Source organism: Leptospira saintgironsiae (assembly GCF_002811765.1).
Lineage (GTDB): Bacteria > Spirochaetota > Leptospiria > Leptospirales > Leptospiraceae > Leptospira_B > Leptospira_B saintgironsiae.
In genome coordinates, this window is the sequence record NZ_NPDR01000005.1 from 221482 (window position 1) to 236909 (window position 15428).

Here is a 15428-nt window from a genome sequence, read left to right on the forward strand (position 1 = left end):
CTAAAATGCAAAGTAGATGAAATCTTGTCCCTTGCCTGCGTAATTTCCAAAGATCAAAGCTCCGATCAAAAGGAAGGCAAGTAAAAGTTTGGTCCTATTTCTTTGGAACCAAAGAGGATAGCGTGCTGGTGCTTCCGCAGCATGGAAAATAATTCCGCCTATAATATAAGGAATTGCTAAATTGAAAGATAGAGTATTTGCCTGCTCGGGACGAATATGATAGAACCAACTTTCAAAGAAATAAAATGAATCACTTATATTAATAGAACGGAAGAATACAGCTGCGAGAGCAAATAACGAATAGGTCCAAAAAACTCGAACCCAATGGAAAAATTTTCCTGCTGTGGGTAAAATCCTTATACCTTTTCTTTCCAAGGTTCTTTCTACAAATAAGAAGAATCCATGAGAAAGTCCCCAAGCTAAAAAAGTCCAATTGGCTCCATGCCATAAACCACCCAAAGCGAAAGTGATCGTTTGGTTGATATTGGTTCTGGCTTCTGAACCTCTACTTCCACCTAAAGGAATATAGATATAATCTTTAAGCCAAGTGCCGAGAGTTATATGCCATTTTCTCCAAAGTTCGTGGATATTCTTACTGAAGAATGGAGCATTGAAGTTTCTTGGAATATTAAATCCGAATAATAAAGCACAGCCTTTGGCAACATCGGTGTATCCGGAGAAGTCAGAATATACCTGCCAAGTAAATCCTATTGTAGCTAAAAGTAAGGAACCACTTCCGTATTCTCTAGGCCTTAAAAATACAGGATCGATCAAAGTACCTAAATTGTCTGCAATCAGTATCTTCTTACAAGCGCCTAGTCCAATTAGGAATAGTCCTGTAAAGATCGCAGTTTTATGAATTCTCAAATTTTCCAGTCTTGGAAAAAAATCTTTCGCTCTCATGATAGGTCCTGCGACCAATTGAGGGAAAAATAATAAGAACAAAGTAAAATGGAAGAAGTTTGGAAGCTCTTCTACTTTTCCTCGATACACATCTATCACGAATGCCATTACTTGGAATGTATAAAAGCTGATCGCTAAAGGAAGAATGATCCTGAAAGAGAATGTGCTCGTATTGAATAAGGATAAGTTCGTGACGTAGAAAAGATTGTCCGAAACAAAATAAAAATATTTGAATATTCCTAAATTGATCAAGTCGATCAAAACGATGATCGTAAGTAACTTTTTACTTTTTGTTTTAGCAATTGGTTTTAGGAAAAGATAATTTAAGAATATGATTCCTAATAAATGTAAAAGGAAAGGTGGATTCCAAGAAGCGTAAAATACTAGAGATGCTATTAATAGGATCCATTCTCTGTATTTGCGGCTATCCCATGTCCAGTAGAGAACATAAACGATGAGGAAGAATACGAAAAATAAAGTGGAGGTAAAGATCATCTTTATTTCCGGTTTAATCCTAAGATAGAAGGTAAGTCAGCAGAGAATATCGCAGAAAATTTTTCCATTCCAGCCTTATTCAAATGGATTAGATCGTAATAATAATCTCCATTATTCTGACCATCTAAGCTTGCTTGGTAATCAAGCAGGTGAGTGTCTGGATCAATTTTTTGGATCTCTTCTTCCCAAATACGATTTCTGTCAGGGCTTCTCCAATTTTTAATGATCTCACTATAAGGCGCGATCACTCCGATGATCTTGATCTTCTGCCCATTTTCGAGACCTACTTGGCGAATATCATTATGAAGGATTTTTAATCTATGGAAGTAGTTATTCACCTGTTTGGTTCTTTCTACTTTAACTGGAGTTCTTTCTCCTAAACCACAAGTGTCCCAGATCGCCTTTTTATGAAATTGATCTGACCCTGCGGGAGCAGCGATACCATTTCCAGGATTTGTGATCTTCAAACAGGATTTGATATCTTTTACTTCCGGAAACATGCTAATGCTCGGAAGATTTGTATTTTCATGAGGCCAAGGAGTGAGTTTGGCTTCTTTTTTTCTTCTGCTAATATCTTTCAGTCGTTTGGAAGGATCTAGTATAAAATCACGAATATCTCTTCTGTAAGCAATACTTTTGAAAGCCAAGAACCCAAGATCATCATAACGCACATTATAATTGAATTCGTAGATTAAAGGGAATGCTAACCTTCTATCTAACTCTCCGAGCATTGCAAGAGTGTGGATTTGAAGATCTTCTTGGTCCACCCATGGAGTAGAGATTTCTAGTATATGTAAAACGGTATGTACTTTAGGGAATTTAGGAAGAAGGTTACGTACAAGTGCGTCTTGTACTACAAGCTCGGTTCCTTCCATTGCGATGGATTGGATCTTCTCTCCGTAAGGTTCCAGAGTTTCGTTTAAAGTTTTAAGAGAAAGTCCTTGGTGAGCAACAGAAGTCCCAAGAAGAAGGATTGTAGGTTCGAATTCCGGCTTCTTCTCCAAAACATAATCAGTATTTCGGATAACGTTTGCTGCAAAGGAGCCTTTTTTAAGATAAGGCCTATAAACTCCTGTTTGTAGGCATAGATCGAATAACGCCAATATTATAATTGGTATCCAAAAACTTCTTTGACGGATCAAACTGATGTACGGATTCATATTTGCCTTAGAAATCGAAATACAGGAAGTTTTGACCTCCTGCTCCGAAGAACAGAATGATAAATAGATTCGCTGTAACGAATACTCCGAACTTTTTCTTATTTTCCACGATTGTTTCTATTGGGTTTCGAGAGAAATAATAAGATAGAATAAAACAGATCACGAGTAATATTCCGTAATCGTAATTTACAAATGTTTTAATGGAATAGATTCCACCCGGCACTACGAATACAAGAGATTTCATCATTGCCCAAGCGGCTTTCATTGTTTTTGCACGGAAAAGAATAAAGCCGAAAGAAAGGCAGAACATAGTGAAAACCCGAGCGCCGATATCGTAACTCAAACCACCTTTTTCATTTAACCAGATAGCAATTTTGGTTTTGGAATATTCCCTATGAATACCAAGCATAATACCTTGCCAGAGTCCCCATCCAACAAAATGATAAGCTGCTCCGTGCCAGATACCTGCGAATAACCAAGTTATAAAAAGGTTTCTGTATCCTTTTAAAACTCCAACTCTGGAACCACCTAGAGGAATATAAATATAATCTCTGATCCAAGTGGAGAAGGAGATATGCCAACGAGACCAATGGTCCGCAATATTCCTAGCAACCATCGGGAAGTTGAAGTTTGGATCGAATTTGTATCCGAAAAGTCGCGCTGTTCCGATCGCAATATCAGTATAACCTGCAAAATCGAAGTAGATCTGCCAGCCAAAAGCCATTGCTCCCACCCAAATTTCAGCAGGATTTAGAATTTTATAATTATTGAATGTAAAATCTACTACCTTTGCTAGGTTATCAGCAAATACGATCTTCCTAGTAAATCCCATTAAGATCTGTGCAAATGCGATCTGCACATCTTCTGCAGTAACTTTAGGAGTATCATCCAAATCCCTAAAGAAAGTGTGGGCACGAACGATTGGTCCTGCTACTAATTGAGGGAAGAAGGAAACATACAAAGCAAAATCTAAGAATGACTTACGAGCTTCCAGGTTCCTGCGGAATACATCTATGGTATAACTCATGGACTGGAATGTATAAAATGAAATACCAACAGGTAGAATGATCTTTAGATGTTCTATCTTAAGAGGTTCACCTGTGGAGATTTGATTGAATAGATCTGCAAAAACTTCTAATAGGAAGTTAGTATATTTGAAATAAGCTAAGATCCCAAGATTTGTGATGAGAGATGCGACTAAACAAAGTTTTCTGAATTTTTCAGAAACTCCTTCTCCGCTCATTAATCTTCCTGCAACGTAATCCACGATCATGGAAACGATCAGAATGATGATATATAAGTTAATATTAAAATTACAGAAGGATAGGTCGATCCAGTTCTCGTACCAAGTAGAGGTCCTGATATCGTCGCAAACTATAGAAGCAGGATGCCAAGCGTTATAAAAGTAAAGGCTGGCAAGAAGAAGAAAAGCCCTTTGGTATGTACCTTTTAGGACTTTTGCTAGGATTAAAACGATCGGCAAAAATAATAGAAAATGGGCTGAATTGAACAGCATTCGTTCGTTTATCCTCGACTCCTGTGCAGTTTTTTGGATTGAGGGAAACCCACAAGCACTTATTTACTCGTTTCGATACACTGGTTCAGGGGTGATATGCTCATACTTATCTTCGATCCCTTCTATAAAACTTTTATGAGATCTTTCTGATCTAGGAAGAGTAGAATAAGTAAAATTGACTAGAAAAAGTAAGCTTACATAAGAGAAAAAAATAATATGAGAGATAGATCTTATTCCAAATCTAAAGTTCTCAAATTCCAAAGAACGGAATACTAAAGCAGCAAATATCAGAAGTCCTATAACAGAAGAGACCCAGAACTCAAAAAAATAACCTTCCCACCAAGTATAAAATACAAAAGAAGGAATCAGCCAAAAGAATAAAAGAATGAGTTCTGTTTTGTAGGACTTCCAGAGACGTATCCAATTTAAGAATGCTAAAAATAAGATTCCGATCCAAAATCCTAGATTTAAATTATAAGGGAGACTTTTGAGAGATGTAAGATCGTTTGCATTGATCCTAAGTCCATTTTTCACACCTTCGAAATTTAAGAAAGCGTCTCCAATCCCTCTATAAAAATTCATGATATAATTTTTAGGTCCAGGAGCTGCTCCCCATTTTTCTTGAGAAGCATATAAGAATAGCCAATTTGCAAAATTCTTTTCACTTGCAATCGGAGCAGTTAAGTTTCTTTCTAAAAGAATAAATCCAACATATAAATAAGAAAGTGTAAGAATAAGTACTACTGAGAATAAATATACGAAGATAAGTTTTAGTTTATAAGAAAATTCGAAACTTCTTCCTCTCCATTTATCTGCAAGCAGAACCGAAGCTGGCACGAATGTTAAAAAAATAGTATCTGATTGGTGGAAATAAACATTCCAAACTTGCAAAAATCCTGCGATGTACAGTTTTCCAGGAGACCAACCGTTTTTAGAATTCCAAATGCAGAGTAAGAATAATGAAGCAGTAAAACAAGAATGAATGAGTGGGGTATCGTTATGCTGGGCGTAAAACCAAAACCCTTGGGAACAATGAACAGCCAGTCCCAAAAGAACAGCCCCAATTATATCCTTATACAATCTCCAATAGGAGAGCATAAGTATAAAAATAAAAAAGGACGCTACTACTAAAACTCTAAGCCTGAGTCCGAACATTGCAGAGTCAGGTCCATGGAACCAATACCAAAATTTTAAATATAATAATCCTGTACTTTCAAAACCGATATGGTGAGGATTGAAGAATACTTTCCAGTATTTATTGGTAACTATATTATGAGTGTATACGATTGAATCCCAATCATAATGTCTTGATAAAAATCTAAGATCGAATAAGAATAAGATCCCGGTAAAACAAATCAGGAATAAAAAGCCTGCCCAAAGTGAAGGGGAACGAAAAATATTTTCTCCCTTTTTAAGGAACTCCAGACTTTCTAGAGAACGTTTAAACATTAAACGGATCTAAAAACGGAAGATAAAAAATCTCGATTATATTTGGAGAAAAAATAAGGAGATTCTGCAAGAACTGAATTTTCAGTTTCAGAAAGATGAATTCTAAAAGACAATTTTTCCAAACCTAAAAGTGAACGAAACCACCCTGATTTATGATGGATCTGTAAACCAGTTTGGTCTGGATTCCAACGAATTGTTTCTTTTCCTAAAAATCCCCATTTGGTAACTGCGAGTCTATTTTCTTCCGTAACAAAAGTTTGGAATAAATTCTTTCTTAAGAATCGAACTAGATCCAAAAAGAAAGCAAATGCAATATAAGAGATCACAAATAGTGCAGTGTAATCATAGAGTCTTTTGTCAGTTAGTAGAGAAAGTTTTAGCACTTTGGTGATTTGTAGTAATTCTACAAATTTGAAAATCCAAGTCGAAACTAAGGTTCTTAAAGGGAATAGATAAAATAAAAATACTCCGAAAACCGCGGTCGTAAAGAAAGGAGGTATATAATTAATTCTTAATTTACTTTTTTTGATCTTGGAAGATCTGATTTCCGTCTCGGAATTCTCCCAATTCCACCATACGGATTTGGATATATCGGATTTGTTCATATATAAGGGCCTAGGAGTTTTTCTTTCTTGATTTCCAAAGTTCTACGAGAGAGTTTTCGACCTGCTTTGCGGTGGAATCCCAAGACCAATCGTTTCTACTCGGCTTTCTGCCATAGATCCCTTTTTTACCGGTCAGGGAAAGTGCGTTTTTCCAAGCCTCTAAATTCTTAGGAGAAACGAAAGAATCCGTAAATTCATCTAAAACCTCGTGAAACACAGGAATATCCGAAACTATACAAGGTTTGTTCTCTCGGATCGCTTCTAATAAAGGAAGACCAAAACCTTCATGCAAAGAAGGAAATACAAAGTAAGAGCAATTTTTGTAAAGCCAACCCAGCTTTGAATCATCTGGGTTTTCTATAAAATAAACTCCGTCCTTCTCTAAACCGCCTTCTTTCAAAAGAGAGGTTAGCCCCTCTGATTTCCAACCCAGTCTTCCGGCAAGAACAAGAGGATAGGGGAAGTTCGGTTCTTCTTTTTTTAGAGACAGATAGGCTTCTACAAGAGTGTTTAAATTTTTTCTAGGTTCTAATGTTCCTACGGAGAATAAGAAATTTTTAGGCAGAGTTTTTTCAGGAGGAGATATTGATCCAAAACCTTGTACTCCTGGATAGACTACTTCTAATTTTGATTCTAATTCAGGTAAAAAGTTTAGAATATCGTTTTGCGTATTCTGGGAAAGACAAAGTACTTTATCTGCTTTTTTTAATGTGATGGGTGACATGATCTTATGCTGCCAATAATTTGCAGTGGTCATTGTCTCAGGCGCAGATCTGAAATTTAGATCATGATAATTTACTAAAGTAGGGACTTTCAAACCGAATGCAGGAAGTAATTGTAGGGTTCCCCAAAACAGATCTATTCTATGTTTTTTTACCAAAGAAGGTATGGTAAAGTTTAGCCATAAAACTCCTGGAAGTTTACTCGGAATAAAAGTAGGAGTAAGCCCGATCAGATGATTGAATACAGGATGAATTGGTTTATTCGAATAAAGATAATATTCTAAAGGAGAATCTGGGCGTAAAAGTCTTTCTAAAACTTCTGCAAGGTATCTGGAATTTCCAGTGATCCCGTAAGACAAGGGCCTTGCATCTACTGCCACCCTTGGTTTGTATTTTAAATTTTCCTTTTTTAGCATAGTATTCTAACTACTAACTAGTTCTATCCGAATAGAAAGTGCATACATATTGTATTAAAGAAGTGTATAATAAGAAGGAGAACATCAGTATTGCTTCTTCTGCTATATTCCCTATAAAACTTCTGTTTAAGAGTAATACTAATATGGAAATGGAGATAAAGATCGTAGCAGATCTATATTCTATCAATTTTGATTTCCATTTTTCCCAAACCAAATACGGTTCTCCCTGTTCTGGCCAAAGTTTAGAGAGAGCAAATGCAGTTGGGAATAATAAGAATACAAATGCGTGAATCCAAGAGATCCCGCTGAAAATTACAGAGAAGAAAAATAGTCCAGATAGAACAAATCCTTCTGAAGCACCTTTATATACTCTGTATAAATAAGGACCTGCAATTCCTAAACTTAAAATTCCAGAGATGATCTTTACTTGATTCACTGTCAAAGTACTAAATGGCATCCCGAATCTTCCCTGGTTTAGTAAATCAGAATATGCTAAAAAGTATTTTGCCAGGGTAGAATTCAAACTCTGGTTATTCTTCCAAGCACGTAAAGCAGGAGACTTTAGATATTTGTCTAAAACTAGATCATACCAGGTTTGGTTCATCTTCCATGTGAACTCTGGATTGTATAATGCAGGTAGCGCAATCCAACCTAAGGCAAAGATGACCGTATAAACGATCACCATTGGTCTTTTTTTGTATAAGAAATAAAACAAGAATGCAGCAGGGGTGATCTTGATCACGATTGCAAGTGCTAAGACAAGCCCGGACAACCAATCCTTTTTCACAGAAACAGAAATCAAAATCAATAATAAGAGCAAGAATCCAACTTGATTATTGTTCTGATGGTTCTCTACAAATCGCAAAGATAAAAGTAAAACTGCAGATAAGAATAAAAATGATTTCTCTCTACCTAAAAGTTTTCCGATCAGAAGAAGGCTTAAGACCAAAGCTATAAAATTGATCGTAAAAAATATTCCCGATGCTAGTTCGAAAGGAAGACCTGCAATTGGGATGAGTAAGAAGGCAAAAGTTGGCGGATAAATATAGGAGCCTACATTTTCCACTTTTGCTTTGATCCTAAAGAACACTTCTGGATCAAATATCTGGTCTATTTTTAATTTGCCACTTTCGAATTCTTGGACCACTTCAGATAGCGCATCCAAGCTGTATAAGTCCTTGCCTTGTTTAAAATTACGGGAGGCTTCGTAATAGTCTGAAAAATCGGAAGATTGTTCCGTGCGACTGAACCCGTTTGCGTAAAGGAAAGCTAAGAATAGAAAGAATGCTAAAACAGGGCCGGACTTTTTGAGGTCGATCCGCATTCAGGTACTCTTTTCTGTCCGCCCGAAAAAGCCAAGAAATTAAAAATCGGTTCCCGAATTCTTCGGATCCAATTCATTGGAAGAATGGAATTCCAAGATCTCTCTGATTTTGATTTCGAACTTCCCGAGGATCAGATCGCAAAATTCCCTGCGGCCAAAAGAGATAAGAGCAGGCTGCTTGTTTTAGGAAGGACCCAAAATTTTTTAAAAGAAGAAACTGAATTTTCCAAAATACTAAACTATCTCCAAGAAGGAGATGTATTGGTAGCGAATGCAACCAGGGTTTCCAAACGAAGAGTGTTCCTGGTAACTAAAACAGGAAGAAGACATGAGGCAATGTTCCTTACTGAAACAGAACCTGGGGTTTGGAAAACACTTACTAGAAATTCTAAAAAACTGAAGTTAGGAGATACAATTTCAGACGAGGCCACTGGAAAATTTCTTTTTTCAGTCATAAGAAAAGAAGAAGAATTTACTATCTTTCAATCCGAACTGCCTCTTGATGAAAACTCATTTGAAACAATAGGTAGAACTCCAATCCCTCCTTATTTCAAAAGAGAAAGTACATCAGAGGATGATGTTCGTTACCAAACTGTATATTCTAAAAATTTAGGTTCTGTTGCTGCTCCTACAGCAGGTTTACATTTTACTCCGGAATTATTAGAAGAGTTGAAAAAACGAAACATAGAATTTCTAAAACTAGAATTGAAAGTTGGTTATGGGACATTCCAGTCCTTAAACGAAGATCATTTTGCGAATAAAAAATTACATGAAGAAGAATTTGATCTTCCACTCGAAACAAAAAACGTTTTAGATTTAGCAAAGAAGAATGGTAAAAGAATAATTTCTGTAGGCACTACTACACTTAGAGCTTTAGAATCCGCTTACGATCCAAATACCAAAACATTCAGATCGGGAGAAGGAAAAACGAGACTGTTTTTGCAGCCAGAAGATTCTATCCTGAGTTGTGAAGGTTTGATCACTAATTTTCACCTTCCTCAAAGTAGCTTACTTTTATTAGTAAGCGCATTTGCAGAAAAAGAAAAAATACTGAAGGCCTACAAATTCGCCATAGAACAAAATTTTCGTTTCTTTTCCTACGGTGATTCTATGCTGATTTTGGATCCTGAAAAAGTCTGAATCCAACTTATTTAATTGAGGAATTCTAAGCCGAAAAGGAAAATGGGAAAGGTGTTAAGAAAGGTTCTTCCTGGGCAAACTGAAATCAGATTTAAAGCGGCAAAGCCGGCCAAACTGAACGGACTGCCTGACTTTTTAGTATTTCATAAGGAAGAGGTGAGAACATTCCGCCAAGCCCTTGGCAACCCAGGACTCTTCCGACATATCTTAATTACCGGCCCAGAGATAGAAGCAAACCTTTTGCAATTCGGGCAATACTTGGAAGGGATCGTTAAAGACCAACCTGTAGTTGCAGAACCAAATCCTACATTATTATCTTTAGCAGGATTTCCTTTTGAGAACAAATATAGACCAGGAAAAATTTCAGAAGCAAACGGCGGACTTTTACTTCTTCCAATCAAACCATTTGTAGAAGATCCGGATCTTTATTATTTTCTGAAAGGTGTGCTCCTAACTGGTAAAATAGATTTTCTTTCCCTTCCGGAAGGATCTGATTCTACAAATATCAACCGTTTCCATCCAAGTATAGATTCCAGATTTAGACTTATCCTAGTAGGAGAAGAAACTGAAGTGGATTCTATCTCCCAGATAGACGCCGACTTTTACGGAAGTTTTGATTTTAAAATTCATATGCCGTACGAGATCAGTTTGGAAAAATCCTGGCTTCCTATTTTTTCTGGACTAGTCAAATCTTGGGAGAAGCCAGGTTATCCTCCTTTGGACCAAGCCGCTCTAGATTCACTTCTGGAACTTGCGCTCAGATGGAATGATAGCCAGACTAAACTTTCTTTACATCTTTCGGAACTTCGTTCTTTCGTAAGGGAAGTATTAGCATTTAATAATAAAGGTAAAAAAGCAGTAGGAAGAGCAGAAATAGAAGCAGGTCCTTCTCTTATCCAAAAAAGAACCGCCATCCACAAACGAAAATATATAGAGAATATCAAAGAAGGTCTTATTGGTGTTCCTCTGAAAGGAAAGAAAACAGGACGGATCAATGGACTTTCTGTAATTTTATTGCAGTCTTCCTTACTCGATTTTGGACAAGTGAACCAAGTATCCGCCAGGGTGTCTTTGGGTTCTGGAAACCTGATCAATATAGAAAGAGAAGTAAATCTTTCAGGAAGCCTTCACGATAAGGGAGTTTTTATTCTACAGTCCTATATCAAAGGAATGTTTTCTCATACTCAGTCTTTTGGTTTGGATGCTTCTATTTTATTTGAACAAAATAGTTCTCCGATTGATGGGGACTCAGCAAGTTGTGCGGAACTTCTGGCACTTCTATCTGCGCTTTCCGGTTTGGAGATACCTTGTAATATTGCAGTGACCGGGGCTCTTTCCCAGTATGGGGATATTCTTCCTGTTGGTTCAGTGAATACTAAGATCCAGGCTTGGTATGATGTGATCCGACTTACAGGTTCTACTCGAGATAAATATAAAATTTATATTCCAAAGGATAATATGAGAGATCTGAATCTTCCACGCGAGATCCGAGAAAGTATGAAAAAGGGAAATTTCCAGATATTCTCCTGTTCTCATGTAGAAGATCTGATCCCTGATATTTTCGGGGTCCCAGCTGGTAGGATCTCCAAATCAGGAAAATACCCGAACGGTTCCCTTTTTAGGATCATAGAAGAACGAATCGATCGCAAAAGAGACGGGGAAGAGGCTTAAGGCCGACCCCTGTTTCACAGGGCCGGGCTGCTCCGGGTCAGAATTTCCCAAAATTTCTCAGATTTCCTCTAATCAGTCTCCCCCGAAACGACCGATACTTTATATACAGTCATGAAACGCGGGGCAAACATCAATATTGAGTCCTCTCTTCTTGTAACCTTGGTTGCGAGTATGGGATTCTTAGTTAGTTTGGGAATAGCCCCAGTCAAAACCGGAGGCTTTTTAAGCGAAGAACCGGTCTTAAGAGAACTTATCCCCGACCAATTTACTTGGGAACCAAGCTCGGAACAAATCCGAGATCTGCCAGAGAGAGTAGGAGAAACCGGACCCAGCCTGGTTTAATTTCTTGCTCCGCTTCCCCGTCTGAAAATCCTATCAAGAAAGACCGGGAGTGTTCGATGTTCGGCAAAAGTTTAGATAATCTAAAACAAATGAACCAGATGCGGGTTCGTATGAAAAAATTGGAGAAGGAACTGGAGGCTTTAACCTTCGAGGGAAAATCCAAGAATGATTTGGTCATCTGCATTACTGACGGCAAACAAACCGTACAAGAGATACGTATCGAAGATTCGTTGCTTGCTAAAAATGATAAAAAACTACTTCAAAAAAGTATAAAGCAGGCTGTGAACCAATCTATGGAAGCTGCTCAAAAAGTAGCAGAAGAAAGAATGGGAGAATTTAAATCTCTTCTTTCCGGAATGCCTTAATTATAGGCCTTTATATTCACTAAAAATTTTCTGTTTCGTCCGATTCCGAGAGAGTTTAAAGAACTCATGAGGGCAGATCGGACGAGAATCAGTGGACTCAGGAAGAACAATTGCTTCTTCTCCACCTTCGTCATCATTTTCTGTAATTCCTAAAGAAACCGAAATATCTCCTGTTCTTTTCATTTCTGTATTGATCTGCAGAGAATAAAGATTTCCATCTATATTCTTTTTTAATAATACTAATCTCCCGATCGCATTAGAATTAGAACGATCCGCTTTTACGAATTGTATCTGTCCTGGATTTAATTCTCCTAGTGGAGTGATCTCAGGGATTCTGAGCGGATCGTATAATTTTCTGAGAACATCGCCGTCTGTCCCTGCTGCAGGAAATGGAAAAGATTGGATTGTTTTAGTGATATCTTGCAAAAATCCAGAAGCTCCATTTGTATCCGTTCCGGATTGTGCAAACTCTGGAGAAACATCTCCTAAAGATTGCCATAAGAATGCTGGATAAATTTTCACAAAAATAGAAGATCCATCCGATCCAAGCGCATCTTTTACTTCCTGAGAAGCAGTTAGGTAATTATTTGCGTTTGTTTTGAATAGATGGAATAATCCGGTCGCATCTGAAGCCCTATAACCTTTAGGACCCTGGACTCCAGTTCTAAAAAATGAATTTCTGGAATTTGTATCACTTCCCGAAATCATATATAAGTATTTCATAAAGGAGTAGGCGAATGCGTAGTCTACCAGGGAATTAAATTTAGAACTTCCGAATATACTATTCCCGTTCACCCCTCTAGAACATGCGTTTGAATTTCTACCTCTATAACAATTGATACGATTGATTTGGGGGGAATATCCTGCGATATCTGCGGCAACTTCACTCGTTCCTTCATTGATCCAAGCCTCGTCTCTTCCCCCACCTTGGCTCATGATCCTGGCTTCGTATTGGAATCGGATCAAGTGTTGGTATTCATGGGCAAGAGTTGCTAAGAATGTATCTGGTTTTCCCTGTGCGAGATCAGAATTACGAACTGTAATCAGTTCCACCCCGTCCATATACACTATATTTGAATAATTAGAACGTACTGCATAACTGGAACTGTCTGGGAAATAATCTACAGGATCAAAAAATCCAGCTACAAAGGAAGAACCTGTAGTACTTCCATCATGTATATCTGAAACGATAACTGCAACTTTTCCATCTCCGTCTAGATCATCCGAAAAGCCGAAAGCCTCGCCTAACCTAGGATAAATTTTAGAATCGAATTCTTGGGAGATATATTGATAATCTAAAGCGGATTCTAAACCGCTAGTTGCGTAGATGTTTACATGAGAGCCAGATGCTACCTTTGTTGTTTGCACACAGCTGGAACTGTTTTTTACAAGATTACGGATCCAGAATGTATTATTGCCGCCACAGGAAATAGATACTTTGGCTAATGAAAGTAGATCGTCTATAGTAGGTTCTGATTTGTCTTGTGTGTTAAGTGCGTCATTGCTGACTACACAGTCAGAAAGTAAGAATATCAAACAAACCGAAAGTACAAACGTATATAAAGATCTGCCTAGTGGCATACAAAGGGACTTCCAAAAACCGTCTCCGGTCGAAACCTTCATGATCTTTCCTATCGAAAAAGGAAACTAGCTTTACGCCTTGATCCTTTTTGCTAAGGTCAATAATTATTCAGGGTCGAATGGGAGCAAGGATCATTGACTAAAAACGTTCCGAAGATTTGGAAATTTTTTTCCAAAAAATTTCAATATATCGTAATTATTTCGTTAGGATATAATTGTGGATTTCGTCCTTCTCCCTTACAAAAAGATCCGATCTTAGGTCCACAAATTCCAGCTTTCGATTCCGTTCCGAATAGCGGAGAATATTTTTCAGAGATCAAAAAAATCCCAACCGGGTTTTATATCCGACAGGTTTATCTAAATCATTCCAACAAAAAAGAAATGTTGATCAGTCAACTAACAGTGAGTGAATTTAAAAATTGGGAAGAGACAAGGTTTGAGGGGAAACTAAATTTAGACGAGTCCGGAAAATTTTTTAGATTTCGTCCTAGACTTTGTAGGATGTTCACTAGTAAAAATCCTGGGGATCGTTGGACTTTGACTAGAGCATATGAATGCGATCATTTCGAATTTCTAATATGGAAATCAGGTCCGGAAGATATTCGTTTAACTCCAGGTCCAGAAGGAGAAGAGGAAGGGATTCTTCTTAAAAAATCTAAATCTTCTAATATTTCTCAAATTTCTGCAATTATACTAAAAACGGATCCGACTATTACAAGTATTTGGGGGATTCGCCTATCCAGGGTCAGAAAGGGTGCTAAAGCTATATTAGAAAAACCAGATGGAAAAAGGACGGAACTGAATACTCTTAAAACTGTAGAAACTACAGGAGAGATTAAAACCGAAAAATCCGATCATGCGCAGCCAGGGGATATGATCTTATACACAAACCCTGGAGAAGCTAGGCCCCTCGCTCTATAGTCCGCCTGCGGGCTTCAGGAGTGAAGCGACTATAATCAGTCTAATCCATTCTCCGAACTTAAGATCCTACGTAGGCCAGGAATGATTTTTACATAAGGTTGGATCTTTCTAAAATCAGAAATTTCTTTTGCGGAAACATCTGAACCATCCAGCTGCAGGTGGATCAGGTTCGTAAGACCATATAGAGGACTTAAATCTTTCACCTGGGTCCCGCCCAGATATATTTCCATTAGCCTTGTACAATTTTCTAAAGGCCTTAGATCCGTGATCTTAGTATGTTTAAGCTGTAAATGCCTTACACTACATCCCGGCCCCAAAAACCCTAGGTTAGAAATTTGAGAATCTGTCAGTTCTATTCTAGTGAGCCTATTCCAATGCAGATAATTTTTCAGATCTTGGTCGGCTATTTCTGTTTTGTTTAAAACTAGGCTGTCCAATTTTGCAAAACGATTTAATGGAGATAGATCTTTTACTGAAGATCCAGATAGATGAATATATCTGAGTTTAGGAAGATCAGGTAGGCCTTCTAATGATTTAAGATCTTTAGAATTTAGTTCTAGGATCTCTAATCTGGAGAATACGGAAAGATCGCTCCAAGTCGGATTGTCTTCGAATCCTAACCAACGGATTTCTTTAGGATATTTGCCTAAAATTTCACCTTCGGAATTTCGTACTGAAATAAGATGATTCGATTGAGAACAGGCAAATAAGAAGTAGAGGATTAAAAATAATTTCCTCATTAGATCGAATCTATTTGGATTCAATAATGAAGAAAACCAAAAAATTCAAATTTGGAATTTCGAAAATATAATTCGATT

Annotated in this window: 14 protein-coding genes; 5 read left to right on the plus strand and 9 right to left on the minus strand. The window is 37.5% G+C overall.

All coding sequences use genetic code 11. From position 1 onward, the window contains the following. From CH362_RS13225 to CH362_RS13255, 7 genes are all read right to left on the minus strand, one after another. Positions 1–1398 carry an MBOAT family O-acyltransferase gene (locus CH362_RS13225; protein WP_100710815.1) on the minus strand — a complete coding sequence of 466 codons (1398 nt, stop codon included), beginning with the start codon at positions 1396–1398 and terminating at the stop codon, positions 1–3. Between the two features lie 2 nt (positions 1399–1400). Continuing rightward, positions 1401–2558, minus strand: coding sequence for a hypothetical protein (locus tag CH362_RS13230; protein WP_100710816.1), 1158 nt, complete (start codon positions 2556–2558; stop codon positions 1401–1403). 7 nt (positions 2559–2565) lie between these two features. Beyond that, entirely contained in the window at positions 2566–4074 is a 1509-nt protein-coding gene (locus CH362_RS13235; protein ID WP_100710817.1) for an MBOAT family O-acyltransferase, read from the minus strand. Between the two features lie 63 nt (positions 4075–4137). After that, positions 4138–5523, minus strand: a complete 1386-nt coding sequence (locus CH362_RS13240; protein ID WP_100710818.1) for a hypothetical protein — start codon at positions 5521–5523, stop codon at positions 4138–4140. Further along, entirely contained in the window at positions 5523–6128 is a 606-nt protein-coding gene (locus CH362_RS13245) for an LIC20162 family protein (protein ID WP_100710819.1), read from the minus strand. The genes CH362_RS13240 and CH362_RS13245 overlap by 1 nt, the downstream gene beginning before the upstream one ends. A 10-nt stretch (positions 6129–6138) precedes the next feature. After that, positions 6139–7266: a glycosyltransferase family 4 protein gene (locus CH362_RS13250; protein ID WP_100710820.1), complete on the minus strand. Its 1128-nt coding sequence runs from the start codon at positions 7264–7266 to the stop codon at positions 6139–6141. Between the two features lie 13 nt (positions 7267–7279). Beyond that, positions 7280–8590 (minus strand): glycosyltransferase family 87 protein, encoded by a 1311-nt coding sequence (locus CH362_RS13255; protein ID WP_100710821.1) that lies wholly within the window; start codon positions 8588–8590, stop codon positions 7280–7282. An 84-nt stretch (positions 8591–8674) separates the two neighbouring features. Here CH362_RS13255 and queA point away from each other — a divergent pair, with 84 nt between their 5' ends. The 4 genes from queA to CH362_RS13275 all read left to right on the plus strand — a co-directional run bounded on the left by queA (position 8675) and on the right by CH362_RS13275 (position 12108). Next, complete coding sequence (gene queA / locus CH362_RS13260; protein ID WP_100710822.1) at positions 8675–9730, plus strand: tRNA preQ1(34) S-adenosylmethionine ribosyltransferase-isomerase QueA; 1056 nt, start codon at positions 8675–8677, stop codon at positions 9728–9730. A 51-nt stretch (positions 9731–9781) separates the two neighbouring features. Then, positions 9782–11401: an AAA family ATPase gene (locus tag CH362_RS13265; protein ID WP_100710890.1), complete on the plus strand. Its 1620-nt coding sequence runs from the start codon at positions 9782–9784 to the stop codon at positions 11399–11401. A 111-nt stretch (positions 11402–11512) separates the two neighbouring features. Beyond that, positions 11513–11743: a hypothetical protein gene (locus CH362_RS13270; RefSeq protein WP_100710823.1), complete on the plus strand. Its 231-nt coding sequence runs from the start codon at positions 11513–11515 to the stop codon at positions 11741–11743. A gap of 56 nt (positions 11744–11799) precedes the next feature. Further along, complete coding sequence (locus CH362_RS13275) at positions 11800–12108, plus strand: YbaB/EbfC family nucleoid-associated protein (protein WP_100710824.1); 309 nt, start codon at positions 11800–11802, stop codon at positions 12106–12108. On the opposite strand, the gene CH362_RS13280 is transcribed toward CH362_RS13275, so the two are convergent. After that, the gene (locus tag CH362_RS13280; RefSeq protein ID WP_100710825.1) at positions 12109–13731 is read right to left on the minus strand and encodes a peptidase M30; all 1623 of its coding nucleotides are present in this window, start codon (positions 13729–13731) and stop codon (positions 12109–12111) included. A gap of 93 nt (positions 13732–13824) precedes the next feature. Between CH362_RS13280 and CH362_RS13285 the strand changes: the two genes are divergently transcribed. Then, positions 13825–14610 carry a hypothetical protein gene (locus CH362_RS13285; RefSeq protein ID WP_100710826.1) on the plus strand — a complete coding sequence of 262 codons (786 nt, stop codon included), beginning with the start codon at positions 13825–13827 and terminating at the stop codon, positions 14608–14610. Between the two features lie 35 nt (positions 14611–14645). On the opposite strand, the gene CH362_RS13290 is transcribed toward CH362_RS13285, so the two are convergent. Continuing rightward, positions 14646–15350, minus strand: coding sequence for a leucine-rich repeat domain-containing protein (locus CH362_RS13290; protein WP_100710891.1), 705 nt, complete (start codon positions 15348–15350; stop codon positions 14646–14648). Positions 15351–15428: the final 78 nt, after the last annotated feature.